Source organism: Streptomyces roseicoloratus (genome assembly GCF_004117935.1).
Lineage (GTDB): Bacteria > Actinomycetota > Actinomycetes > Streptomycetales > Streptomycetaceae > Streptomyces > Streptomyces roseicoloratus.
The window spans coordinates 42,140-66,414 of the sequence record NZ_SDOY01000154.1; the positions used below are offsets into that span (position 1 = coordinate 42,140).

At 72.7% G+C, this 24,275-nt stretch carries 22 protein-coding genes; 17 read left to right on the plus strand and 5 right to left on the minus strand.

What is annotated here, in order from left to right:
- Positions 1 to 37: 37 nt before the first annotated feature.
- Genes hutU through hutI form a run of 4 tightly spaced genes read left to right on the plus strand, consistent with a single transcriptional unit; the run spans position 38 to position 5,596 of the window.
- Positions 38 to 1,729, plus strand: a complete 1,692-nt coding sequence (gene hutU, locus ESG85_RS26925; protein WP_128983644.1) for a urocanate hydratase — start codon at positions 38 to 40, stop codon at positions 1,727 to 1,729.
- A gap of 17 nt (positions 1,730 to 1,746) precedes the next feature.
- Positions 1,747 to 2,949 carry an allantoate amidohydrolase gene (locus ESG85_RS26930; protein ID WP_128983676.1) on the plus strand — a complete coding sequence of 401 codons (1,203 nt, stop codon included), beginning with the start codon at positions 1,747 to 1,749 and terminating at the stop codon, positions 2,947 to 2,949.
- Positions 2,946 to 4,331 (plus strand): formimidoylglutamate deiminase, encoded by a 1,386-nt coding sequence (locus ESG85_RS26935; RefSeq protein WP_128983646.1) that lies wholly within the window; start codon positions 2,946 to 2,948, stop codon positions 4,329 to 4,331. Before ESG85_RS26930 ends, ESG85_RS26935 begins: the two co-directional genes overlap by 4 nt.
- Positions 4,332 to 4,348: 17 nt before the next feature.
- Positions 4,349 to 5,596, plus strand: a complete 1,248-nt coding sequence (gene hutI / locus ESG85_RS26940; protein WP_246095302.1) for an imidazolonepropionase — start codon at positions 4,349 to 4,351, stop codon at positions 5,594 to 5,596.
- A 9-nt stretch (positions 5,597 to 5,605) separates the two neighbouring features.
- On the opposite strand, the gene ESG85_RS26945 is transcribed toward hutI, so the two are convergent.
- Entirely contained in the window at positions 5,606 to 5,947 is a 342-nt protein-coding gene (locus tag ESG85_RS26945) for a hypothetical protein (protein ID WP_128983648.1), read from the minus strand.
- Between the two features lie 164 nt (positions 5,948 to 6,111).
- Here ESG85_RS26945 and ESG85_RS26950 point away from each other — a divergent pair, with 164 nt between their 5' ends.
- On the plus strand, positions 6,112 to 6,645 hold the full coding sequence (locus ESG85_RS26950) for a hypothetical protein (RefSeq protein ID WP_128983650.1): 534 nt from the start codon (positions 6,112 to 6,114) through the stop codon (positions 6,643 to 6,645).
- Between the two features lie 47 nt (positions 6,646 to 6,692).
- Here the strand turns inward: ESG85_RS26950 and ESG85_RS26955 are convergent, their stop codons facing one another.
- Positions 6,693 to 7,739: an RNA polymerase sigma factor SigF gene (locus tag ESG85_RS26955; RefSeq protein WP_374050310.1), complete on the minus strand. Its 1,047-nt coding sequence runs from the start codon at positions 7,737 to 7,739 to the stop codon at positions 6,693 to 6,695.
- Positions 7,740 to 7,908: 169 nt separating this feature from the next.
- Here ESG85_RS26955 and ESG85_RS26960 point away from each other — a divergent pair, with 169 nt between their 5' ends.
- The 6 genes from ESG85_RS26960 (at position 7,909) to ESG85_RS26985 (ending at position 13,459) form a co-directional block, all read left to right on the plus strand.
- Positions 7,909 to 8,274: an STAS domain-containing protein gene (locus ESG85_RS26960; protein ID WP_128983652.1), complete on the plus strand. Its 366-nt coding sequence runs from the start codon at positions 7,909 to 7,911 to the stop codon at positions 8,272 to 8,274.
- 191 nt (positions 8,275 to 8,465) lie between these two features.
- Positions 8,466 to 8,897, plus strand: coding sequence for an ATP-binding protein (locus ESG85_RS26965; protein WP_128983654.1), 432 nt, complete (start codon positions 8,466 to 8,468; stop codon positions 8,895 to 8,897).
- Between the two features lie 122 nt (positions 8,898 to 9,019).
- Positions 9,020 to 9,727, plus strand: a complete 708-nt coding sequence (locus ESG85_RS26970) for a peptidase (protein WP_128983656.1) — start codon at positions 9,020 to 9,022, stop codon at positions 9,725 to 9,727.
- Between the two features lie 554 nt (positions 9,728 to 10,281).
- Entirely contained in the window at positions 10,282 to 10,917 is a 636-nt protein-coding gene (locus tag ESG85_RS26975) for a COG1361 family protein (protein ID WP_342781407.1), read from the plus strand.
- Positions 10,914 to 12,089, plus strand: coding sequence for a hypothetical protein (locus ESG85_RS26980; RefSeq protein WP_128983658.1), 1,176 nt, complete (start codon positions 10,914 to 10,916; stop codon positions 12,087 to 12,089). The genes ESG85_RS26975 and ESG85_RS26980 overlap by 4 nt, the downstream gene beginning before the upstream one ends.
- 23 nt (positions 12,090 to 12,112) lie before the next feature.
- Positions 12,113 to 13,459: a hypothetical protein gene (locus ESG85_RS26985; protein WP_128983682.1), complete on the plus strand. Its 1,347-nt coding sequence runs from the start codon at positions 12,113 to 12,115 to the stop codon at positions 13,457 to 13,459.
- Positions 13,460 to 13,670: 211 nt separating this feature from the next.
- Here the strand turns inward: ESG85_RS26985 and ESG85_RS26990 are convergent, their stop codons facing one another.
- Entirely contained in the window at positions 13,671 to 15,179 is a 1,509-nt protein-coding gene (locus ESG85_RS26990) for a peptide MFS transporter (RefSeq protein WP_128983660.1), read from the minus strand.
- Positions 15,180 to 15,627: 448 nt separating this feature from the next.
- On the opposite strand from ESG85_RS26990, the gene ESG85_RS26995 reads away from it, so the two are divergent.
- Both ESG85_RS26995 and ESG85_RS27000 read left to right on the plus strand, forming a co-directional pair.
- Positions 15,628 to 16,305 (plus strand): response regulator transcription factor, encoded by a 678-nt coding sequence (locus ESG85_RS26995; protein WP_128983662.1) that lies wholly within the window; start codon positions 15,628 to 15,630, stop codon positions 16,303 to 16,305.
- Positions 16,306 to 16,317: 12 nt separating this feature from the next.
- Positions 16,318 to 17,589, plus strand: coding sequence for an ATP-binding protein (locus tag ESG85_RS27000; RefSeq protein WP_128983664.1), 1,272 nt, complete (start codon positions 16,318 to 16,320; stop codon positions 17,587 to 17,589).
- Between the two features lie 141 nt (positions 17,590 to 17,730).
- On the opposite strand, the gene ESG85_RS27005 is transcribed toward ESG85_RS27000, so the two are convergent.
- On the minus strand, positions 17,731 to 18,246 hold the full coding sequence (locus ESG85_RS27005) for a GtrA family protein (protein WP_128983666.1): 516 nt from the start codon (positions 18,244 to 18,246) through the stop codon (positions 17,731 to 17,733).
- A 208-nt stretch (positions 18,247 to 18,454) separates the two neighbouring features.
- Here ESG85_RS27005 and ESG85_RS27010 point away from each other — a divergent pair, with 208 nt between their 5' ends.
- Genes ESG85_RS27010 through ESG85_RS27020 form a run of 3 tightly spaced genes read left to right on the plus strand, consistent with a single transcriptional unit; the run spans position 18,455 to position 21,298 of the window.
- Positions 18,455 to 19,573 (plus strand): 5-(carboxyamino)imidazole ribonucleotide synthase, encoded by a 1,119-nt coding sequence (locus ESG85_RS27010; protein ID WP_246095306.1) that lies wholly within the window; start codon positions 18,455 to 18,457, stop codon positions 19,571 to 19,573.
- 34 nt (positions 19,574 to 19,607) lie between these two features.
- Entirely contained in the window at positions 19,608 to 20,105 is a 498-nt protein-coding gene (purE, locus tag ESG85_RS27015; RefSeq protein WP_128983684.1) for a 5-(carboxyamino)imidazole ribonucleotide mutase, read from the plus strand.
- Positions 20,102 to 21,298, plus strand: coding sequence for a dipeptidase (locus ESG85_RS27020; RefSeq protein ID WP_128983670.1), 1,197 nt, complete (start codon positions 20,102 to 20,104; stop codon positions 21,296 to 21,298). The genes purE and ESG85_RS27020 overlap by 4 nt, the downstream gene beginning before the upstream one ends.
- A gap of 348 nt (positions 21,299 to 21,646) precedes the next feature.
- Here ESG85_RS27020 and ESG85_RS27025 read toward each other — a convergent pair whose 3' ends face one another.
- Positions 21,647 to 22,984, minus strand: a complete 1,338-nt coding sequence (locus ESG85_RS27025) for a UDP-glucose dehydrogenase family protein (RefSeq protein WP_128983672.1) — start codon at positions 22,982 to 22,984, stop codon at positions 21,647 to 21,649.
- A 133-nt stretch (positions 22,985 to 23,117) separates the two neighbouring features.
- On the opposite strand from ESG85_RS27025, the gene ESG85_RS27030 reads away from it, so the two are divergent.
- Positions 23,118 to 24,275, plus strand: a complete 1,158-nt coding sequence (locus tag ESG85_RS27030; protein WP_128983686.1) for an acyl-CoA dehydrogenase family protein — start codon at positions 23,118 to 23,120, stop codon at positions 24,273 to 24,275.

Consider the following 24,275-nt stretch of genomic DNA (forward strand, 5'->3'; position numbering starts at 1 on the left):
CCTGAATGAATAGCCGAGCAGCCGAGGAGGCATCGCCATGTCAGGACCCCGCCCCGTACGGGCCCCGCGCGGTACGGAACTGAGCGCCCTGGGATGGCAGCAGGAAGCCGCCCTCCGCATGCTGCAGAACAACCTCGACCCCGAGGTCGCCGAGCACCCCGACAAGCTCGTCGTCTACGGCGGCACCGGCAAGGCCGCCCGCGACTGGCGCTCCTTCGACGCCATGGTCCGCACCCTGCGCACCCTCAAGCAGGACGAGACCATGCTGGTCCAGTCCGGCCGCCCGGTCGGCGTCATGCAGACCCACGAGTGGGCCCCGCGCGTCCTCATCGCCAACTCCAACCTCGTCGGCGACTGGGCCAACTGGGAGGAGTTCCGGCGTCTTGAGGCCCTCGGCCTCACCATGTACGGCCAGATGACCGCGGGATCCTGGATCTACATCGGCACCCAGGGCATCCTCCAGGGCACCTACGAGACCTTCGCCGCCGTCGCCGCGAAGAAGTTCGGCGGCACCCTGGCCGGCACCATCACCCTCACCGCCGGCCTCGGCGGCATGGGCGGCGCCCAGCCGCTCGCCGTCACCATGAACGACGGCGTCGCCATCTGCATCGACGTCGACCCGCGCGCCATCGAGCGCCGCATCGAGCACCGCTACCTCGACGTCAAGGCCGACGACCTCGCCCACGCCCTCCGGCTGGCCACCGAGGCCCGCGACGCCCGCCGCCCCCTCTCCATCGGCCTCCTCGGCAACGCGGCCGAACTGCTCCCGCAGATGCTCGCCGAGGGCGCTCCCATCGACATCGTGACGGACCAGACCTCCGCCCACGACCCGCTGTCCTACCTGCCCGTCGGCATCGCCTTCGAGGACATGGCCGACGCCGCCGCCAAGGACCCGGCCGGCTTCACCACCCGCGCCCGCGAGTCCATGGCCCGGCACGTCGAGGCCATGGTCGGCTTCATGGACGCCGGCGCCGAGGTCTTCGACTACGGCAACTCCATCCGCGGCGAGGCCCAGCTGGCCGGCTACGACCGCGCCTTCGCCTTCCCCGGCTTCGTCCCCGCCTACATCCGCCCGCTGTTCTGCGAGGGCAAGGGCCCGTTCCGCTGGGCCGCCCTGTCCGGCGAGGCGAGCGACATCCACAAGACCGACAAGGCGATCCTCGACCTCTTCCCGGAGAACGAGTCCCTCGCCCGCTGGATCACGATGGCCGGCGAACGCGTCCACTTCCAGGGCCTGCCCGCCCGCATCTGCTGGCTCGGCCAGGGCGAGCGCGACAAGGCCGGCGCAATGTTCAACGACATGGTCGCCGACGGCACCCTCGCCGCCCCGCTCGCCATCGGCCGCGACCACCTCGACTGCGGCTCCGTCGCCTCCCCGTACCGCGAGACCGAGGCCATGCTCGACGGCTCCGACGCCATCGCCGACTGGCCGCTGCTCAACGCCATGGTCAACGTCGCCTCCGGCGCCTCCTGGGTCTCCCTCCACCATGGCGGCGGCGTCGGCATGGGCCGCTCCATCCACGCCGGCCAGGTCTCCGTCGCCGACGGCACCAAGCTCGCCGGCGAGAAGATCCGCCGCGTCCTCACCAACGACCCGGGCATGGGCGTCATCCGCCACGTCGACGCCGGCTACGACATCGCCGAGCGGGTCGCCGACGAGAAGGGCGTCCGCATCCCCATGCGCGAAGGCGACGACACGACCGCCCCCGGCACCGGAGCCTCCGCGTGAGCCAGAGTTTCCACGCCATGTGGACGTCGCTGCGGCCCATCGGCCGCAGCGACGCCTCGGGCGGCTACCGCCGCTACGCCTGGACCGCCGCCGACGCCGACTGCCGGCTCTGGTTCCGCATGCAGGCCGAGGCCCGCCGGCTCGACGTCGAGACCGACCGCAACGGCAACCAGTGGGCCTGGCTCGGCGACCCGACGGCCGGCGACGCCGTCGTCACCGGCTCCCACCTGGACTCCGTCCCCGACGGCGGCGCCTTCGACGGCCCGCTCGGCGTCGTCTCCGCCTTCGCCGCCCTCGACGAACTCCGGGCCCGCGGCGTCTCCTTCAGGCGACCCCTCGCCATCGTCAACTTCGGCGACGAGGAAGGCGCCCGCTTCGGCCTCGCCTGCGTCGGCTCCCGGCTCACCTCCGGACAGCTGACCAAGGAGAAGGCCTTCGCACTGCGCGACGCCGACGGCATCAGCCTCCCGCAGGCCATGGAGGCCGCCGGACACGACCCCGAGGCCATCGGCCCCGACCCGGAGCGGCTCGCCCGCATCGGCGCCTTCGTCGAACTCCACGTCGAGCAGGGCCGTGCCCTGGACCTGTCCGGCGACCCGGTCGGCATCGCCTCCGCCATCTGGCCGCACGGCCGCTGGCGGTACGACTTCCACGGCGAGGCCAACCACGCCGGCACCACCCGGCTCGTCGACCGGCGCGACCCGATGCTGCCGTACGCCGAGACCGTGCTCGCCGCCCGCCGCGAGGCCGAACTCGCGGGCGCCGTCGCCACCTTCGGCAAGATCGCCGTCGAGCCCAACGGCGTCAACGCCATCCCCTCGCTCGTCCGCGGCTGGCTCGACGCCCGCGCCGCCGACCAGGAGTCCCTGGACGCCGTCGTCGCCGGCATAGAGACCGCGGCCCGCGACCACGCCGTACGCCAGGGCGTCGACCTCGCCGTCGTCCGCGAGTCCTTCACGCCCGTCGTGGAGTTCGGACACGCCCTGCGCGAGGAGATGGCGCGGATCCTGGGCGAGACGACCGGCGACAAGATCCCGGTCCTCGGCACCGGCGCGGGACACGACGCGGGCATCCTGTCCGCGTCCATCCCGACCGCCATGCTGTTCGTACGCAACCCCACGGGCGTCTCGCACTCCCCGGCCGAGTTCGCGGCCGAGGACGACTGCGTGGCGGGCGTCCGCGCACTCGCCGACGTACTGGAGGGCCTGGCGTGCCGATGACGCCGACAACGCCGACAACGCCGACGCCGACAACGCCGCCGACGCCGCCGTCGACGACGTACTGGCTGGAGCACGCCTGGCTCGGCACCAACGCCGAGCCGGGCGTCGCCCTGGACGTGGCCGACGGCCGCATCACCGCCGTCCGCACCGGCGTGGACACCCCGCCGCCCGGCGCCCGGGTGCTGCGCGGCTTCACCCTCCCCGGCCTGGCGAACGCGCACTCGCACGCCTTCCACCGAGCCCTGCGCGGCACGGTCCAGGTCGGGTCCGGCACCTTCTGGACCTGGCGCGAGGTCATGTACACCGTCGCCCAGCGCCTCACCCCGGACAGCTACTTCGCGCTCGCCCGCGCCGTGTACGCCGAGATGGCCCTGGCCGGCATCACCTCCGTCGGCGAGTTCCACTACCTCCACCACGCGCCCGGCGGCACCCCCTACGCCGACCCCAACGCCATGGGCGAGGCCCTGATCGCGGCGGCGGGGGAGGCGGGCATCCGCATCACCCTCCTCGACACCGCGTACCTCTCCTCCGGCTTCGGCGCGGCCCCCGAACCGCACCAACTGCGCTTCAGCGACGGCACCGCCGACGCCTGGGCCGAGCGGGTGTCGCTCCTCAAGGAGCGCGACGGCGTCCGGATCGGCGCGGCCGTCCACTCCGTCCGGGCCGTCCCGGCCGACCAGCTGTCGACGGTGGCCGGCTGGGCGCAGGGCCGTCAGGCCCCGCTGCACGTCCACCTCTCCGAGCAGACCGCCGAGAACGAGGCCTGCCTCGCCGCCCACGGCCGCACGCCGACCCAGCTCCTCGCCGACCACGGCGTCCTGGGCGCGCGGACCACGGGCGTCCACAACACCCACATGACGGACGCCGACATCGCGCTGATCGGCTCGACGACCACCGGCACCTGCATGTGCCCGACGACCGAGCGGGACCTGGCGGACGGCATCGGCCCGGCCGTGGCCCTCCAGCGCGCCGGCTCCCCCCTCTCCCTCGGCAGCGACAGCCACGCGGTCATCGACCTCCTGGAGGAGGCCCGCGCGATGGAACTCGACGAGCGCCTACGCACCCGCACCCGCGGCCACTGGACCGCGGCGGCGCTGCTGCGCGCGGCGACCGCCGACGGCCACGCGGCCCTCGGCTGGCAGGACGCGGGCGTCCTGGAGCCCGGCGCGCTCGCCGACTTCACGACGATCGCCCTGGACTCCGTCAGGACAGCGGGGCCGGCACCGCGTCTGGCAGCCGAGACGGCGGTATTCGCAGCGTCGGCCGCGGACGTGCGGCACACGGTCGTGGGCGGGCGTCACGTCGTACGGGACGGGGTCCACTCCGCCGTACCGGACGCGGCCCAGGCCCTCGCGGACTCGATCGCCGCCCTGCGCGGCTGAGGAGGAGATCTCTCACCATGAACACGAGCCCGGCGGCGAGGAACAACCCCGCGGCGACCTCCGCCCCCACCAGCGCGAACAGCGCGGTGGCGGCGACCGCCACCGCCATCGTCAACATCGCCAGCCTCGTCACGAACGACCCCTCCCTCGGTGACGGAACCCCTCTCGGACTGATCCAGGACGCGGCCGTCGTCATCGAGGGCGACCGCGTCGTCTGGGTCGGTGAATCAAGCAAAGCACCCGGCACTGACAACCGGGTCGACGCCGGCGGCCGGGCCGTGATCCCCGGCTTCGTCGACTCCCACTCGCACCTGGTCTTCGCGGGAGACCGGACCGCCGAGTTCAACGCCCGGATGTCCGGCCGGCCGTACGAGGCGGGCGGCATCCGCACCACGGTCGCCGCCACGCGCGCCGCGACCGACGCCGAACTCTCCGCCAACGTCGCCCGCCACATGTACGAGGCCCTGCGCCAGGGCACGACCACCTTCGAGACCAAGTCCGGCTACGGCCTGACGGTCGAGGACGAGGCCCGCGCGCTCCGCATCGCCGGCGAGCACACGGACGAGGTCACCTACCTCGGCGCGCACATCGTGTCCCCGGACTACGCCGACGACCCGGCCGGCTACGTGGACCTGGTCACCGGTCCGATGCTGGACGCCTGCGCCCCGTACGCCCGTTGGGTCGACGTCTTCTGCGAGAAGGGCGCGTTCGACGGCGACCAGGCCCGCGCGGTCCTCACCGCCGGCCAGGCGAAGGGCCTCCAGGCCCGCGTCCACGCCAACCAGCTCTCGTACGGCCCCGGTGTGCAACTGGCGGTCGAGCTGGACGCGGCGAGCGCGGACCACTGCACGCACCTGACGGACGCGGACGTCGACGCCCTGGCCCACTCGTCCACGGTGGCCACCCTCCTCCCGGGCGCGGAGTTCTCCACCCGCGCCCCGTGGCCGGACGCCCGCCGCCTTCTGGACGCCGGCGTCACCGTCGCCCTCTCCACGGACTGCAACCCGGGTTCGTCGTTCACCTCGTCGATGCCCTTCTGCATCGCGCTGGCCGTCCGCGACATGCGCATGACCCCCGACGAGGCCCTCTGGTCCGCCACCGCGGGCGGCGCGGCGGCCCTCCGCCGCACCGACGTGGGCCGCCTCACCCCCGGCGCCCGCGCCGACCTCACCCTCCTCGACGCCCCGTCCCACGTCCACCTGGCCTACCGCCCGGGCGTCCCCCTGGTGACGGAGGTCTGGCGCAAGGGCCTCCGCACGATCTGACGCCGCCGCTCAGGCGAGCCAGATCTCCGAACGGCGGTGGCGGGTCGGCAGGATGTCGATCGTGTCCACCGCTCCGGGCGCGGTGTTCGCCAGCCGTACGGCCGTGGCGAGGGCGACCCGGGTACGGCAGCGCGCGCGACGCCACTCCACGCGCGCGCCCCGACCGACCGAGCGGTCCCGGTGGTGACGGGCGAACGTGTAGACCGCCACCACGCGCCGGATCTTGCGGACGCCGCCGTGGGCGTCGTGGCGGACGTCGTACAGCACGTGCGCATGCCAAGGCGCGCCGGGCCGACTGCCGTCGGCGGCGTGGCAGTGCGCGGGCGGGCGGTGATGAGCGGTGCGCGACACGGGAAACTCCTCCGGTAGCCCGCCAGGTCCCTCCTGGCGGGCTACCGGAAGCCCGTGGGCCCGGTGGACCGGCGCTTCCTCGTGTCCATGGGGTCGATTCCGACCCCGAACGGGCGGTCGGAAAAGGGCTGGTGCCGACGGCGGCGAGCTGGTCGGATCGCGCCATGGGACACGCACGGGCCTATGTCGTCCACCGGACCGCCGACGCAGCCGAGGCGCACGCGTGTGCCCGGCGGTTCCGCGAGCTGCTCACGGAGCCGGAGGACACGCTCCTGGTGGAGGCGCTGGTCTCGGACCCGGAGCGGCTGCGACGGGTGGCGGCGGCCGTACCGGGGGCGTGGTTCGAGGACGCCCGGCAGCGGACGTACGACCCCTGGGGCGAGCCCGGTGAGGTGTCCTTCCCGGTGTGGGTCTGCGCCGAGGAGGCGCCCCGCGAGGCGGAGCTGCCGTTCCTGCGCGCGGTGGGGGAGGATCCGGCGTCCGTGGTGTGGCGCGGGACCTGGCCGGGGCCCGACGGGGCCGGGCACCGGGACGGCGTGCAGGTGACGTTCCACAGCGACGACGTCGAGCTGGAGCGGGCCGCCCCGGCACACACCGTCTTCCTGCACGTCCACAGCCGCTGCCCGGTCGAGCGGGTACGGGAGCTCGCGGCCCTGGGCGGGTGCGAGGTGCTGGAGGGGCCGCGGCTCGGCCTGTAGGCCGTGTCCTCCGGGTCTCGGCCGGGGCCGCGGCACCTCCGCCGGCGTCACTCCTCGGCCGTCAGACCCCTGCGCAGGCGGGCCAGCGTGCGGGAGAGGAGGCGGGAGACGTGCATCTGGGAGATGCCCAGTTCCTCGCCGATCTCCGACTGCGTGAGGCCGGCCGTGAAGCGCAGCGACAGGATGCGGCGTTCGCGGGCCGGGAGCGAGGCGATCATCGGCTTGAGCGACTCGACGTACTCGATGCCCTCGATGCCGTGGTCCTCGTAGCCGAGCCGGTCGGCGAGGGTCGCGCCGTCGGCGTCGGTCTCGTCGGGCGGGGCGTCGAGCGAGCTCGCGGTGTACGCGTTCGCGGCCGCCATGCCCTCGACGACCTCGTCCGTACGGATGCCCAGCTCGCGGGCGAGTTCCTCGACGGTGGGCGCCCGGTCGAGGCGCTGGGCGAGTTCGTCGCCGGCCTTGGCCAGGTCGAGGCGGAGCTCCTGGAGCCTGCGCGGGACGTGCACCGACCACGAGGTGTCGCGGAAGAAGCGCTTGATCTCGCCGATGATCGTCGGCATCGCGAAGGTGGGGAACTCGACGCCGCGGGCCAGTTCGAAGCGGTCGATCGCCTTGATGAGGCCGATCGTGCCGACCTGGACGATGTCCTCCATCGGTTCGCTGCGGGTGCGGAACCGCGAGGCGGCGAACTTGACCAGGGCCAGGTTGAGTTCGATCAGGGTGTTGCGGACGTACGCGTACTCGTGGGTGCCCTCCTCCAGGTCGCCGAGGCGGGCGAAGAGGGTCTTCGACAGGGCGCGCGCGTCGTGCGGCGCGATCTCGTCGACGGGCGGGATCCGCGGGAGTTCCGCGACCGTGTGGTCCGCGACCGTGTGGTCTGGGACCGTGTGGTCCGCCGCTGTGTGGTCTGCTGCTGTGTGGTCTGCCGCTGTGTGGGCCTGGACTGTGTGGTCCGGGGCCATGTGGGCAGGGGCTGTGTGGTCCGGGGTCGTGTGGTCCAAGGCCGCGTGGTCCCGGACCGGGTGGTCCAGGGCCGCGTGGTCCGGGACCGCAGGGGCCGGTACGTCGAGCCGGGGGGACATGGTCTCCTCCATCGTTGTCTCGCTGCGGTTTGCGGCGCCTCCAAAGCCGGCCAAGGGGAAGGTGTCCTTCTAGCCCTACCGGTTCGACCCCGATGGTTGCAAGTGGCAATTGTCCGCTTCGTCATGGTTTGGGGTGGAGCTTGTGTGCGGTGCACGCGGATGCGCTTGTATGGTTCGACGCATGTACCGCCAACACATCGGCAGCGCGCCCGGGCGGTTCCGGGTCGAGGTCCGGACCGTGGGGGCGAGTGAGCTGCTCGCCCCCGTGGGTGAGCTCGATCACCACACCGCCGAACTGTTGCGTGCGCCACTCGACCGCGCCCTCGACGAGGGCCGGACACGCGTCGTACTCGACTGCTCACGGCTCGAGTTCTGCGATTCGACCGGGCTCAACGTTTTGCTCGGCGCCCGGCTGAGAGCGGACGCCGCCGGCGGCGGGATCCATCTGGCGGCGATGCGGCCCCCGGTGGCCAGGGTCTTCGAGATCACCGGGGCCGACTCCGTCTTCACCCTCCATGACTCGCTCGACTCCGCCCTTCCGGGTTGAGCGGCTGAGCGGCTGAGCGAGGCCCCCGGTGCCGGCCCCTCCGTCCGGCGCCCCGGCCGGCGGGACCCGTCCCGACGGCGGACTCCCGGTCCGACCCGGGATCCGGCCCCGCTCCGGCCCCCGCCACCATCTGTCCTGAACTCGTCAAACTCGTCTAACGGTTGATCCGGCTGAATCGGTGAGGTGAAGCGTTGAAGGAGACCGCCTCCGGCGACCCCGAGGTCCGCACCCTCGCCCTCGGGGCGGCCAGTGGCACCGTTCCGCTCGCGCGCGACTTCACCCGGCAGGCGCTGTACGACTGGGGCTGGCTGCCCGCCGCGACCGCCGACCGCCGGGCCGCCGCCGAGGACGTCCTGCTCGTCGTCTCCGAACTCGTCACGAACGCCTGCCTGCACGCCGAGGGCCCCGAGAGCCTGCGCGTGCTGCGCCTCGCCGGGGTGTTGCGCCTGGAAGTCGCCGACCGCGGCGCCGGCCAGCCCGCCCCGCGCACCCCGCACCGCGCCGGACGCCCGGGCGGCCACGGCATGTTCATCGTCCAGCGGCTCTGCCGCGACTGGGGCATCGACCGCGTGCCCGGCGCCCCCGGCAAGACGGTCTGGGCGGAACTCGCCGCGCCGGCGTAGGGCGCCCGAAGCGTTCGCGGAGGACTTTCACATCCTTCTCTCTTCCCTCCTCAGGGCCCCCGGCGTACCTTGACCGCCAATCTGATAGACCGTCAGCAAGCTTGCGGTGAGGGGTGTTCGAGGTGCCGGATCCGAGGAGAACGGCCCGTGTGCTGACGGCGGCGATGGCGGTGGCGGGCTCGGCCGTCCTGCTCTCCGCGCCCGCCGCCCACGCCGCGGTCGTCGACGTGAACTACGCCTGCGAGACCAAGATCGGCCCCAAGGGCGCCGTCTCGCCCGTCGACATCACGGCGGAGAAGAACGGCGGCTCGTACACGATCACGATGTCCTTCGACAAGGGCGTCTCCGACAGCCCCGTCGAGCTCCCCAAGGGCGTCATGACGCCCCGCGCCGAACTCGTCGTCGGTGGCGCCGACAGCGGCAGGGTCCAGGTCAAGGGCGTGCCCAACACGGCGGCCATCCCACCCAACACCCCCATCAAGATCGGCAAGTTGACGGGTACGTACACGCCGAAGAAGAGCGGCAGGGTCACCTTCACGGCAGGCACGCTCACCGTCCACGCGCTGGGGATGGACGCGGCCGTCTGCAAGCCGTCCAACAACCCCAAGCCCTCCCTCGAACTCGACGTGACCGCCCCCGCGGGCGGCGGTTCCGGCGGTTCCGACGACTCCCCGGGCGGTACGACGCAGTCGGGCGCCGGCGAACTGCCCAAGACGGGCCCGCTGGACTCGGCCGCCGCCCTCGGCACCCTCGGCGGCACCGTGCTGCTCACCGGAACGGCCGGCGTCCTCTGGCTCACCCGGCGCACCCCCCGACACCCGGCCCGCTGATGCGGGCGCGGGTGGCCTCGCGGACCGGGTACGGAAGGGAGGCCGGGCGCGGGAAGGAAACCGGGCGCGGGAAGGAAACCGGGCGGGAGAGCGAGCCCGGGCGGGAGAGCGAGACCGGGTACGGGCGGGAGGCCAGGGTCCGGTCCGGGGACCGGGCCCGCGACCGGGCCGGGCGCGGGCGTGGCCGGGGACGCCGCCACGGGCCTGAACCTGGGCGCCCGCGCGGCGGCCCGGCCGGCGCCGCGCTCCTCGTCCTGCTTCCGGCCGCGCTGCTCGCCGCGGCTCCGCCGGCCCCGGCCGCCCCTCCGGCTCAGCCCCTGCCCCGGACCCAGGAGATCGCCACTCCGGCCACTCCAGCCGCCCCGGCAACCCCAGCCGCCCCAGCCGCCCCAGCCGCCCCAGCCGCCCCGGCCGCCCCAGCCACTCCCGCCGCACCACCCGCCGCGCCCCCACCCCGCACCCAGCGGATCGCCGGCCCGGCCGCCCCGCCTCCCTGGACCGCCGCGCCCGCCGCCGGGCGGCCGTACGTCTATCTGGAGGGGGCGGTCGGCAGCGTGCTCCAGGACACCCTGTCCGTCACCAATCCCGGCGCCGAACCGCTCGCCGTGCGGCTCACCGGGCAGGGCGCGGCCGTCGCCTTCGCCGTGCGGACGGTGGTCGTGCCCGCCAGGACGCGGGCCGACGTGCCGTTCGCGGTGACCGTCACCGCCGACACCCCGCCCGGGGACCACCGCGGCGAAGTACGGGCGAGCGCCGGCGGACACGAGACCACCATCCCGCTCCACCTGCGGGTCAGCGGGCCGCGGCTCGCCGCGCTCACCGTCGAGGACGTCGCCGTCGACCGCTCGGGCACCCTGCGCTACACGCTGGTCAACCGCGGCAGCACCGAGCTCGCCCCGCGCCTCGCCGTACGCGCCGAGGGCCTGTTCGGCACCGTGCTCGACCGCCCCGAGCGCGCCCTTCCGCTCGTCCTGCGCCCCGGCGAACGCGTCACCCGCACCGAATCCTGGCCCGACCCGCCCGCGCTCGACTCGGTCACCGTGCACCTGACGGCCGCGGCCGCCGGCGCCACCCCCGCGAGCGCCCGCGCGGACGCCGCCTTCGCCTCCCCGGAGGGCCTCGGCGCCCTGGCGGCCGCACTGCTCGTGGCGGCGGGAACGGCCACGTACGCGATACGGAGGAGACGATGACGTACCCGCGTACGGCAGCACCGCGTACGGCACGACGCCTCGCGCCACGTGCGGACAGGCGCCCGGCGTTCACTGCCGCCACGGGCACCGCCACCACAGCCCTCGGCGTGCTGCTCGCCGCGCTGCTCCTCGCCCTGCTGCCCGCCGCCCCCGCCGCGGCCCGGGCCGCGGGCCCCACCGTGGCGCTCTCGCAGGCGGAGGGCGGCAAGGGCGGCGAGATCACCGTCAGCGGCTCCGGGTGGAAGCCCGGCGCGCTGCTCATGCTGCTGATCTGCGGAAAGGCCGCGCCCGGCAAGGGCGTCATCGGCGGCACCAACTCCTGCGCCAACGCCGACGGCCGCGCCGCCACCGTCGACGCCAAGGGCGCGTTCAGCCGGAAACTGCCGGTCGCTGAACCGCCCGAGCCCTGCCCCTGCGTCGTCCACGTGGCCGGGGTGACCGGCCAACAGGACACGGTGGACGTCGAGTTCACCGTCGCCGGGCATCCCACCGCGCCACTGCCCGAGGACTCCGGCAGCGGCCGGCTCGTCGTGCTCACCTCCGCACGGCTGGAGGGTTCGAGCGGCGTCCTCGTGTGGTTCGGCGCGCCCGCCCGCCGCGAGATCGTCTTCACCCTCGGCAACCTCGGGCAGACCGCGGTCAAGGACCCGGTCTTCGACGTCGGCACCAGCCACGGGGTGTTCGCGCCGCAGTACGAGGAGCGCCAGTGGCGCGGCACGATCGAGCCCGGCCGCAAGGCGCTGGTGCGGCTGGAGGTCGAGCTGCCGGCGGGCGCCCACGGCGACTACCAGGTGTCCGTGCGCCACGGCGGGAAGGTCGTCGTCGAGCAGCCCTGGGGCGTCGGGCGCCCGTACGGCGTCACGCTCTTCTGGGTGCTGCTCGCGCTGGTCGTCCCGGCCGCGGTGTTCCGCATCGGCATGGCGGTCGTGGACCGGGTCCGCCCGCGGGGCGGGGCCCCCGGCCCGAGCCGCCCCGGCCGCACCTCGCGCGGGCCGGTGCGCCGCATCCCCCGCCGTGCGCCCGGCCGGACGCCCGCCCGGACGGGCGGAGCCGCATCCGGGTCCGCGTCCGTACCGGCGGCGCCCGCCGGCGAACCGACCGCGGTCCTGCCGTGGTTCACCCCCGATTCCGCACCGTCAGAGAACAGCCCGACGACGAAGGGACAGTCGTGAGGACGACACGCACGACACGGAGGATCAGCGCGGCCGGCGTCGCGCTGATGCTCGGCGGCGCGGGAATCCTGCTGGCCGCCGGCCCCGCGACGGCCGCGGAGGTCTCGTACGCCACCGAGTGCATCCCGCCCCCCATCTCCGGCCTCCCGCCGGTGCAGGGCACCACCCGGGTGCTGATCTCGGCGCCCGCCGAGGCCAAGGTCGGCGACGAGGTCGAGGTGGTGTGGAAGACGGTCCAGGCCGCGTCCAGGAACCCGGACATCCTCGACCTGCAGAAGGACACCGTGAAGCCGACGGGCGTCGTGAAGCTGGGCGGCGGGGCGAGCGGCACGCTCACGATGGAGGGCCCGCGCCAGAACCCGCCGATCCCGAAGAACAGCCCGATGGTCCTGCCGGACATGAAGGGCAGACTGAAGCTGGAGAAGGCGGGCGAGATCACGCTGACGCCGGACACGTACACGATCAACGTGTCCAAGCCGATGTCGACGGACACGAAGTGCTCGCCGAAGGAGACGCCGGCGGTCGGCGCCACCATCAAGGTGACGGACGGCGGCGGCTCCTCCGGCGGCGGTACGACGACGAGCGGCGGCACCACGACGGCCGGGGGTACGACGACCGGCGGTACCACCACATCCGGGGGCACGACCACCGCCTCCGGTGGTACCACCAGCGGCGGCACCACGAGCACCTCCGGCGGTACCGCCACGGGCGGCGGCACCACATCCGGCGGCGGCGGTGGCCAGACCGACTTCCCCGGCAAGGAAGTCGCCGTGAGCTTCGCCTGCCAGGCCCCCGGTCCCGCGTCCATCTCCTCCAAGGTGACCGTCAACGCCCGGAAGAACGGCGGCTCCTACGCCCTCACGGTCAGGACCGCCAAGGGCGTCATGAACAGCCCGGCCGCCCTCCCCAAGGGCGCGCTCAAGCCGTCCATGGCGGTGAGGATCGGCGGGGCGGACAGCGGCACCGTCACCGTCACCGGCGCGGCGAATCCCGAGCCGCTGGAGGCGGGCAAGCCGGTCGACCTGACCGACATGACCGGCACGTACAAGCCGGGCGCGTCCGGCAAGGCCACGTTGAGCCCGGGCAAGCTGACCATCAGCGTGTCGCTCGGCGGCTCGCCGATCGTCATCCCGTGCGAGGTGAAGGGCTCCGTACAGGCCTCGCTCACGCTCGACACCGAGAAGCAGGCGGGCGGCGCCGCCGGCGGCTCGTCGACGTCCACGTCCGGCGGCGGCCCGGGCGGCGGCCTCGCCGACACCGGTGCCGAGGACGGCGGCGCCCTGCGCGCCCTCGCCCTGGTGGCGGGCACGGTGATCCTGCTCGGCGGCGCGGTCTTCACGTTCACCCCGTGGGCGCGGCTGCGCAGGTAGCCAGGTGAGCGCCGCCGGAAGTCCGGCGTCCGGTGCGGCACGAAGAAGCGCCTCCGCGGCTTCAGCGCCCAGCCGCGCTGACGGCGTCCGTACGCGCTGACGGCGCCCAGCCGCGCTGACGGCGCCCGGACGCGCCGGGGAACGGAAAGGGCCTGGCCCGGCACCCGTGCGGGGTGCCGGGCCAGGCCCTGTCGTCAGGTCGTACGACGCGTCAGCGCGTGTCGCCCATGAGCGCGCGGATCTTCTTGCCCGCGGTCATGAAGGCCAGGCCCGCGACGATGGCCACGACCGCCCAGAGCGAGTAGTAGAGGGCGTCGCCCAGCGGCTCGTTGAGCTTGGTGGTCCAGCCGTTGAGGGCGTTGCCCGTCGCGGTGGCGAGGAACCACAGACCCATGATCTGGCCGACGAACTGCTTCGGGGCCAGCTTCGTCGACAGCGACAGGCCGACCGGCGAGAGGCACATCTCGCCGAGGGTCTGGACGAGGTAGACGCTCAGCAGCCAGAAGACGGTGACCTTGCCGGTCGAGCTGTTGGCGGCGGCGGCACCGGCGAGACCCATGATCGCGAACGATCCGCCGATGAGGAGCATCGCCAGGGCGAACTTCATCGGGGCGCTGGGCTCGCGGTTGCGCTTGGCGAGCTTGACCCACAGCGCGGCGAACAGCGGCGCGAGGACGATGACCATCGCCGGGTTCACGGACTGGTACCAGGACGCCGGGAACTCCCAGCCGAAGATCATGCGGTCCGTCTTGTTGTCGGCGAACAGCGTGAGCAGCGAGCCGGACTGGTCGTAGATCATCCAGAAGAGCACGGCGGTGGCGAAGAACCACATGAACGCCTTGATCTTCGGCTTGTCCTCGGACTTCAGCGCCGGGTTCCGGTACATGGTGATGAAGTACACGATCGGCACGACGATGCCGAGGATCGCCAGCACGTTCACGATGTGCTCGATGTCGTACGTGCCGAGCACGATGTCGGCCAGCAGGGCCGCGACGGCCAGTCCGCCCCAGAGCAGGACCTTGCGCAGCGCGCCGCGCTTCTCCTCGGGGGTCGCGGGGGTGCCCGGCGCCTTGCCGACGTCGCCGAGGTGACGACCGCCCAGGACGTACTGGACGACGGCGAGGGTCATGCCGATGCCGGCGACGGCGAAGCCGAGGTGCCAGTTGACGTTCTCGCCGAGGTAGCCGACGACCAGCGGCGCGAGCATGCCGCCGATGTTGATCGACATGTAGAAGAGCGTGAAGCCGGCGTCGCGGCGCGCGCCCGGCTGGCCCTCGTACAGGCCGCCGACCATGGCCGAGATGTTGGGCTTCAGCAGACCGGTGCCGGCGGCGATGAGCGCGAGACCGATGAAGAACGCCGTGTCCGAGGGGACGGCGAGGGTGTAGTGGCCCAGGGCGATGACGATGCCGCCGACGAGGACGGCCTTCCGGGCGCCCCAGAGGCGGTCGGCGATCCAGCCGCCGGGCATGGCGGCCATGTAGACGACCGCGTTGTACACGCCGTAGATGGAGGCAGCGAGCGCCTCACGGTCCTCCAGCGGTCCGTCGAGCACGGCCGCGACCAGGTAGAGGACGAGGATGCCGCGCATTCCGTACCAGGAGAAGCGCTCCCACATCTCGGTCATGAAGAGAGTGGCCAGGCCCCGGGGGTGGCCGAAGAAGGTCTTCTCCTCGGAACCGGGGGTTCCGTTCGAAGCCGTCGTCAGGCTGGACGCCATGTCGATCCTTGCTCTGTCGGGACGCGCGCCTTGTGAGCGGGGTGCGCCCGGTGGGGGAGGCCGGCACCGGGCGGGCGCGGTCGCACCCGTCCGGGATCCACGCCCTGACGCGTCGTCGCGCGGCAGGACCCGGCCCACAGGTCATTCACCGTCCTCAAGACCGCCGAAGCCGTCTTGCGCAGAAAAGAGACCTTTGCCGGACCGACTCCGCCAAAGATCCCCGATTACCGCTACAGAACTCACGCCACCATACGACACGACACTGCCGGATATGGAAGGACTTGAGACATGGATCACAGGCGCTGACGGAACCAACTTCGCCCATTCGAAGGTCATGAGCAAATTTCAGGCCAAGATCCGAAGGGGCCCATCGAAGGGCCCCGGTACCCGGCGGGGGTGCCTCCGGATCGGGCCCCGGTGCCGTTGCCGTGCGGACTACCATCACCTCATGACCCGTGTACTGCTCGCCGAGGACGACGCTTCCATCTCGGAACCACTGGCCCGCGCCCTGCGGCGGGAGGGATACGAGGTCGAGGTCCGGGAGGACGGGCCGGCCGCGCTCGACACCGGACTCCAGGGCGGCGTCGACCTGGTCGTGCTCGACCTGGGCCTGCCCGGCATGGACGGCCTCGAGGTCGCCCGTCGGCTGCGCGCCGACGGACACACGGTGCCGATCCTGGTGCTCACCGCCCGCGCCGACGAGGTCGACACGGTCGTCGGCCTCGACGCCGGCGCCGACGACTACGTCACCAAGCCCTTCCGCCTCGCCGAACTCCTCGCCCGCGTCCGGGCCCTGCTGCGGCGTGGCGCCACCGAGCCCACCGCCGCGCCCGCCACCCACGGCGTGCGGATCGACGTCGAGTCCCACCGGGCCTGGATGGGCGACGAGGAACTCCAGCTCACCGCCAAGGAGTTCGACCTGCTCCGGGTCCTCGTCCGCGACGCCGGCCGGGTGGTCACCCGCGACCAGCTGATGCGCGAGGTCTGGGACACCACCTGGTGGTCCTCCACCAAGACCCTCGACATGCACATCTCCTGGCTCCGCAAGAAGCTCGGCGACGACGCCGCCAACCCGCGCTACATCGCCACCGTCCGCGGCGTCGGCTTCCGCTTCGAGAAGAGCTAGGCCTCCTCCTCCGTGCGCCGCCGTCTGATCAACTCCACGCTCGCCGTGGTGCTCGTCGTCATCGCCGTCTTCGGCGTCTCGCTGGTGATCGTCGAGACCCGCACCATCTCCAGCAGCGCCCAGGAGAGCGTGGACTCCGAGGCGCTGCGGATCGCCTCCATCGTCGACAGCCGGCTCGTCGGCGGCGAGGCCGTCGACGCCGGCGTCCTGGCCGACCTCAGCGGTGCCAAGCGCTACGCTCTGGTCCGCATCCCCGGCCTCCCGCCCCTCGAAGTCGGCACCCGCCCCTCCGGCAGCGTCATCCGCGGCCTGGCGGAAGGCGAGCGCGGCGAGACCGTCCTCGTCGAGGAGAGCCGCTCGGTCGTCACCGACGAGGTCGGCCGCACCCTGATGATCATCGCCGCGGTGGCGCTGCTCTGCGTCGTCGCGGCCGTGCTGCTCGCCGTACGGCAGGCCAACAAGCTCGCCTCGCCGCTCACCGACCTCGCCGAGACCGCCGAACGCCTCGGCTCCGGCGACCCGCGCCCCCGGCACCGCCGGTACGGGGTCCCCGAGCTGGACCGGGTCGCGGACGTCCTCGACGCCTCGGCGGAGCGGATCGCGCGGATGCTCACCGCCGAGCGCCGGCTCGCCGCCGACGCCTCCCACCAGCTGCGCACGCCCCTCACCGCGCTCTCCATGCGCCTGGAGGAGGTCGCCGTCGCCGACGACCTCGACACGGTCAGGGAGGAGGCGACGATCGCGCTCACCCAGGTCGAGCGGCTCACCGACGTCGTCGAGCGGCTGCTCACCAACTCGCGCGACCCGCGGACCGGATCCGCCGTCGCCTTCGATCTCGACGAGGTCATCAAGCAGCAGCTGGAGGAGTGGCGGCCCGCCTACCGCAGCGCGGGCCGGGCCATCGTCCGCTCCGGGAAGCAGGGCATGCGCGCCGTCGGCACCCCGGGCGCGGTCGCCCAGGTCCTGGCGGCGCTCATCGAGAACTCGCTCATGCACGGCGGCGGCACGGTCGCCCTGCGCACCCGCGTCACCGGCAACCAGTCGGTGATCGAGGTCACCGACGAGGGCCCGGGCGTCGCCGCCGACCTCGGCGCGCGGATCTTCGAACGCGCGGTCAGCGGGCGCAGCTCCACGGGCATCGGCCTCGCGGTGGCCCGGGACCTCGCGGAGGCGGACGGCGGGCGACTGGAACTGCTCCAGCAGCAGCCGCCGGTGTTCGCGCTCTTCCTCGGCCGTGAGGTCAGGAGCCGTTCGGAACGGGAGTCGGAGCGCCCGGTCCGCTGAGGCGTGAGCCGAGAGGCTCCCGCCCGGCGGCAGGGGATCCACCCCTGAGGGGCTCCCGCCCGGCGGCCGGAGATCCGCTGCTGGCGGGCTTCCGCCCGGCGCTCAGCGGCATCGTCCAGCCGCGCCGCTCAGACGCGTCGCTCAGACGCGGTCCGGCTGCTTGCGCGTCGCCTGGCGGGGGGCCTGCTCCAGGAACGATTCGGCGGCCTGGACCGCCTCCTTCGCCGGGAGCGTGCGGAAGACCCAGGTCCGATAGGACCAGAAGCGGAACAGGGTCGCGACGCCGATGCCGAAGAACTTGAAGAAGTTGCTCTGCAGCGGGGTGTCCCAGCCGAAGCCGTACGTGGCGGTGTAGAGCACACCGTTCTCGATGACGAGACCGACCAGGCTGAACAGCAGGAACAGCACCAGTTCCTTCGTACGGCCCGACTTGTCGCGGTCACGGTACGTGAAGTAGCGGAAGCCCACGTAGTTGAAGAGGATCGCCACCACCGTGGCGATGATGCCGGCCCGCACCACCGGAAGCTCGGTGACGTGGCGCACCAGGTTGAAGACGGCCAGGTTCACCAGGACGCCCACGCCGCCGACCACGCCGAACTTGGCGACCTCGCGGACGAGCCGGTCCACTCGCATGCGCAGCGCGCCGGGTTCGCTCATGGTGATGGCTCTGTCCCGTCCGGTTCGAGTGTGTTCCGCCGACGCCACGGACGGCGTCAACCCAGCCATGCTAACCAGCTGCCCCGTCGACCGCCCGTGATGTGCGCGATCCGTGTGCGACCCCACCCCGTCTGTGACAAAGCACAGCCGGAAGAGGTACCGGAACTTGTGCGGATACCCTAAGAGGGTGACGTTCCCGGTAGTCGGCATGGTCGGCGGCGGACAGCTCGCTCGTATGACACACGAGGCAGGCATCCCCCTCGGCATCAAGTTCAAGCTCCTCAGTGACACCCCGCAGGACTCGGCGGCCCAGGTGGTGAGCGAGGTCGTCATCGGCGACTATCGCGACCTGGACACGCTGCGTGACTTCGCGCGCGGATGTGACGTGATCACCTTCGACCACGAGCACGTGCCCGCGGAGCACCTGGCGGCCCTGGAAGCGGACGGTGTCGTCGTCCGCCCCGGCCGCTCGGCCCTCGCGCACGCCCAGGACAAGGGGGTGATGCGGGCGAAGCTCGACGAGATCGGCGTGCCGAGCCCGCGGCACCGCATCGTGGCGGACCCGGCCGACGCGGCGGCCTTCGCCGCCGAGGGCGACGGTTTCCCGATCATCCTCAAGACCGTGCGCGGCGGCTACGACGGCAAGGGCGTCTGGTTCGTGCGCTCGCAGGCCGACGCCGAGGACGCCTTCAAGGCCGGCGTCGCGGTCCTCGCCGAGGAGAAGGTCGACTTCTCGCGGGAACTCGCCGCGAACATCGTCCGCTCCCCGCACGGGCAGGCCGTCGCCTACCCGGTGGTCGAGTCCCGTCAGGTCGACGGCGTCTGCGACACCGTGATCGCGCCCGCGCCCGAGCTGGACGACGAGCTCGCGGGGCAGGCCCAGGAGCTGGCCCTGCGGATCGCGAAGGAGCTGGACGTCGTCGGTCACCTGGCCGTCGAGCTGTTCCAGACCCGCGACGGCCGGATCCTCGTCAACGAGCTCGCCATGCGCCCGCACAACTCCGGCCACTGGACCCAGGACGGCGCGGTCACCTCGCAGTTCGCCAACCACGTCCGGGCCGTCCTCGACCTCCCGCTGGGCGACCCCCGCCCGCGGGCGAAGTGGACCGTGATGTGCAATGTTCTGGGTGGCGACTACCCGGACATGTACCAGGCGTACCTGCACTGCATGGCCAGGGACCCCCAGCTCAAGATCCACATGTACGGCAAGGACGTGAAGCCCGGGCGCAAGGTGGGCCACGTCAACACCTACGGCGACGACCTGGACGACGTGCTGGAGCGCGCCCGTCACGCCGCCGACTACCTGCGAGGAACGATCGTTGAGTAACCCGGCTGCTACGACCCCGCTCGTCGGCATCGCGATGGGATCCGACTCGGACTGGACCGTCATGGAGGCCGCGGCCCAGGCCCTGGACGAGTTCGAGATCGCGTACGAGGTCAACGTCCTCTCCGCGCACCGCATGCCGCGCGAGATGATCGCGTACGGCGAGGAGGCCGCCGACCGCGGCCTGAAGGCGATCATCGCGGGCGCGGGCGGCGCCGCCCACCTGCCGGGCATGCTCGCCTCCGTCACCCCGCTGCCGGTGATCGGCGTGCCGGTGCCGCTGAAGTACCTCGACGGCATGGACTCGCTGCTCTCCATCGTGCAGATGCCGGCCGGGGTGCCGGTCGCGACCGTCTCGGTGGCCGGTGCCCGCAACGCCGGCCTGCTCGCCGCCCGCATGCTCGCCGCGCACGACCCCGAACTGCTCGGCCGGATGAAGGAGTTCCAGCAGGAGCTCAACGACCAGGCCACGGAGAAGGGCCGCCGGTTGCGGCAGAAGGTCGAGGGCGCCGGCTCCTTCGGGTTCGCCCAGTGACCGCGGCGGCGGACCGCCTGGCGGAGGCGCGGGAACTCCTCGCCTCCGCGCCCGTCGTCGACGGCCACAACGACCTGCCGTGGGCGCTGCGCGAGCAGTGCGGCTACGACCTCGACGCGCTCGACATCGCGGGCGACCGCTCGGCCTCCCTGCACACCGACCTCGCCCGGCTGCGGGCCGGCGGCGTCGGCGCCCAGTTCTGGTCGGTGTTCGTGCCGGGCCGGCTGGCCGGCGACCACGCGGTCAGCGCCACCCTGGAGCAGATCGACGCCGTCGACCGGCTGATCGAGCGGTACGGGGCGGACCTCGCGCCCGCGCTGACCGCCGACGACATGGAGTCGGCCCGCAAGGAGGGCCGGATCGCCTCCCTCAAGGGCGCCGAGGGCGGCCACTCGATCAACAACTCGCTGGCCACCCTGCGCGCCCTGCACGCCCTCGGCGTGCGCTACATGACGCTCACCCACAACGAGAACAACGACTGGGCGGACTCGGCCACCGACGAGCCGCGGCACGGCGGACTCACCGCCTTCGGCCGCGAGGTCGTCCGCGAGATGAACCGCGCCGGTATGCTGGTCGACCTCTCGCACGTCGCCGCGACGACCATGCGCGACGCGCTGGACACCACGGCAGCGCCGGTGATCTTCTCGCACTCCTCGGCCCGCGCGGTCTGCGACCACCCGCGCAACATCCCGGACGAGGTCCTGGAGCGGCTGCCCGCCAACGGCGGCGTGGCGATGGCGACCTTCGTGCCGAAGTTCATCCTCCCCGCGGCCGTCGAGTGGACGGCCCGCGCCGACGAGAACATGCGCGCCCACGGCCTGCACCACCTCGCCACCACGCCGGACGCGATGGCGATCCACCGTGCCTTCGAGGCCGACAACCCGCGCCCGATCGCGACGGCCGCCACGGTCGCCGACCACCTCGACCACATGCGCGAGGCCGCGGGCATCGACCACATCGGCATCGGCGGCGACTACGACGGCACGGCGTTCACGCCGGCCGGCCTCGACGACGTCGCCGGCTACCCGAACCTGGTCGCCGAGCTCCTGACCCGCGGCTGGTCGCACGCCGACCTGGCGAAGCTGACCTGGTCCAACGCGGTCCGGGTGCTCCGCGACGCGGAGGCGGTGGCCCGCGAACAGCGAACCCTGCGGGGCGCGTCGATCGCGACGATCGACACCTACGAAGGCTGAACCACCACACGCGACGTGGCACCGACCCCGAAAGGGCCCCCGCTCAGCGGGGGCTCTTTCGCACTCCGGACCGCGCCTGGCAGGGCGGCGCCGGTCTTCGCACCCCCGTGTGGGCATTCGTCCCGCAGGGCGGGACGGGTGGGCACACGGGACGGCGCCCTTGCGGGCGCGTTCCGCACCTGCGCCTGGCCCCGCACGCACCAGCACGGCAGTGTCGTACGGACCTCCAGGCCGGGACGCCCGGCAAGGCCCGGCCGCCCAGCACGGCAAGGCCCGCCGCCCAAGGCCCGATCGCCGAAGGCCCGGCCGCCCAGAGCCCGGCAAAACCGCCGCGCCCGCCGCGCGGCGTCAGGCGCGGGGACGCCCCATCGCCCGGTACGTCCACCCGGCCTCGCGCCACCGCACCGGGTCGAGCGCGTTGCGCCCGTCGAGGATGACGGGCGAGGTGACCACCGACGCCAGCTCCGCCGGATCCAGCCCGTCACGGAACTCGCGCCACTCGGTCAGATGCAGCACCACGTCCGCACCCCGCGCCGCGTCCAGCGCGGTCGGCGCGTAGCCGAGCGTCGGGAACAGCCGGCGGGCGTTGTCCATGCCCTTGGGGTCGTAGACGGTGACCTGCCCGCCCTGGAGGTGGATCTGGCCGGCCACGTTCAGCGCGGGCGAGTCGCGGACGTCGTCCGAGTCCGGCTTGAAGGTCGCGCCGAGCACCGCGACCCGCTTGCCGAGGAAGCCGCCGCCCAGGGCCTCGCGGGCCATCTCCACCATGGACGCGCGGCGCCGCATGTTGATGGAGTCGATCTCGCGCAGGAAGGTCAGGGCCTGGTCGGCGCCCAGCTCACCGGCCCGCGCCATGAAGGCCCGGATGTCCTTCGGGAGGCAGCCGCCGCCGAAGCCGATGCCGGCCCGCAGGAACTTGCTGCCGATCCGCTCGTCGTGCCCGATCGCCTCCGCGAGCTTGGCCACGTCGCCGCCGGCCGCCTCGCAGACCTCCGCCATCGCGTTGATGAAGGAGATCTTCGTGGCCAGGAAGGAGTTGGCGGATGTCTTCACCAGTTCGGCGGTCGGGTAGTCGGTCACCACGAACGGCGAGCCCTCGGCGACCGGCACCGCGTACACCTCGCGCAGCACCTTCTCGGCCCGCTCGCCGCCCGCGCCCTCGGACACGCCGACCACGATCCGGTCCGGATGCAGGGTGTCCTGCACGGCGAAGCCCTCGCGCAGGAACTCCGGGTTCCAGGCGAGCTCGACGCCCTCGGGCAGCAGACCGGCGAGCCGCAGGGCGGAGCCCACGGGCACGGTCGACTTGCCGACGACGAGCGCGCCCTCCTGGACGACGCCCGCCAGCGAGGCGAAGGCGGCGTCGACGTACGACATGTCGCACGCGTACTCGCCGTGCTTCTGCGGGGTGTTCACACAGACGAAGTGGACGTCGCCGAAGGCGCCGGCCTCCTCCCAGGAGGTCGTGAAGCGCAGCCGCCCGCTCGAACCCTCGATCCCCGCGACGTGCCGCGCGAGCAGGTCCTCCAGGCCCGGCTCGTACATCGGGACGCGCCCGGCGGCCAGCATCTCGATCTTCTCGGGTACGACGTCGAGACCGAGGACCTCGAAGCCGAGCTCCGCCATGGCCGCGGCGTGGGTGGCGCCGAGGTAGCCGGTGCCGATCACGGTGATCTTGAGGGCCATGCGGTCTCCAGTGAGGAGTCGAGGTCGGGCGGAATGCCTGCCCGAGCATAGTCGGGGCCTGGATCGGGGCCGGTTCACGCCCTACCATTTGGGTTACTTAACGGTAGTTAGCAAAGCGTGGGAGTGGATGAGCGTGGCAGGATCCGCCGGTTTCGATCTGTATCGCCTGCCGGAGGAGCACGAGATGCTCCGGGAGTCGGTCCGTGCGCTGGCGGAGGCGAAGATCGCTCCGTTCGCGGCGGCGGTCGACGAGGAGGGCCGGTTCCCGCAGGAGGCGCTGGACGCGCTGGTCGCCAACGACCTGCACGCGGTGCACGTGCCCGAGAGCTACGGCGGCGCCGGCGCGGACGCGCTGGCGACGGTGATCGTGATCGAGGAGGTCGCGCGCGCCTGCGGCTCGTCCTCGCTGATCCCGGCCGTCAACAAGCTCGGTTCGCTGCCGGTGATCCTGTCGGGTTCGGAGGAGCTGAAGAAGAAGTACCTCGGCCCGCTGGCCAAGGGCGACGCGATGTTCTCCTACTGCCTGTCCGAGCCCGACGCGGGCTCCGACGCGGCCGGGATGAAGACCCGCGCGGTCCGCGACGGCGACTTCTGGGTCCTCAACGGCGTGAAGCGGTGGATCACCAACGCCGGCGTCTCCGAGTACTACACGGTGATGGCCGTCACCGACCCGGAGAAGCGGTCGAAGGGCATCAGCGCCTTCGTCGTGGAGAAGGGCGACGAGGGCGTCTCCTTCGGCGCGCCGGAGAAGAAGCTCGGCATCAAGGGCTCCCCGACCCGCGAGGTCTACCTCGACAACGTGCGCATCCCCGCCGACCGCATGATCGGCGCCGAGGGCACCGGCTTCGCCACCGCGATGAAGACCCTCGACCACACCCGCATCACCATCGCCGCCCAGGCCCTCGGCATCGCCCAGGGCGCCCTGGACTACGCCAAGGGCTACGTCACCGAGCGCAAGCAGTTCGGCAAGCCGATCGCCGACTTCCAGGGCGTGCAGTTCATGCTCGCCGACATGGCCATGAAGCTGGAGGCCGCCCGCCAGCTCACCTACGCCGCCGCCGCCAAGTCCGAGCGCGTGGACGGCGACCTGACCTTCTTCGGCGCCGCCGCCAAGTGCTTCGCATCCGACGTCGCCATGGAGGTCACCACCGACGCCGTCCAGCTCCTCGGCGGCTACGGCTACACCCGCGACTACCCCGTCGAGCGCATGATGCGCGACGCCAAGATCACCCAGATCTACGAAGGCACCAACCAGGTCCAGCGCATCGTCATGGCCCGCAACCTCCCGTAA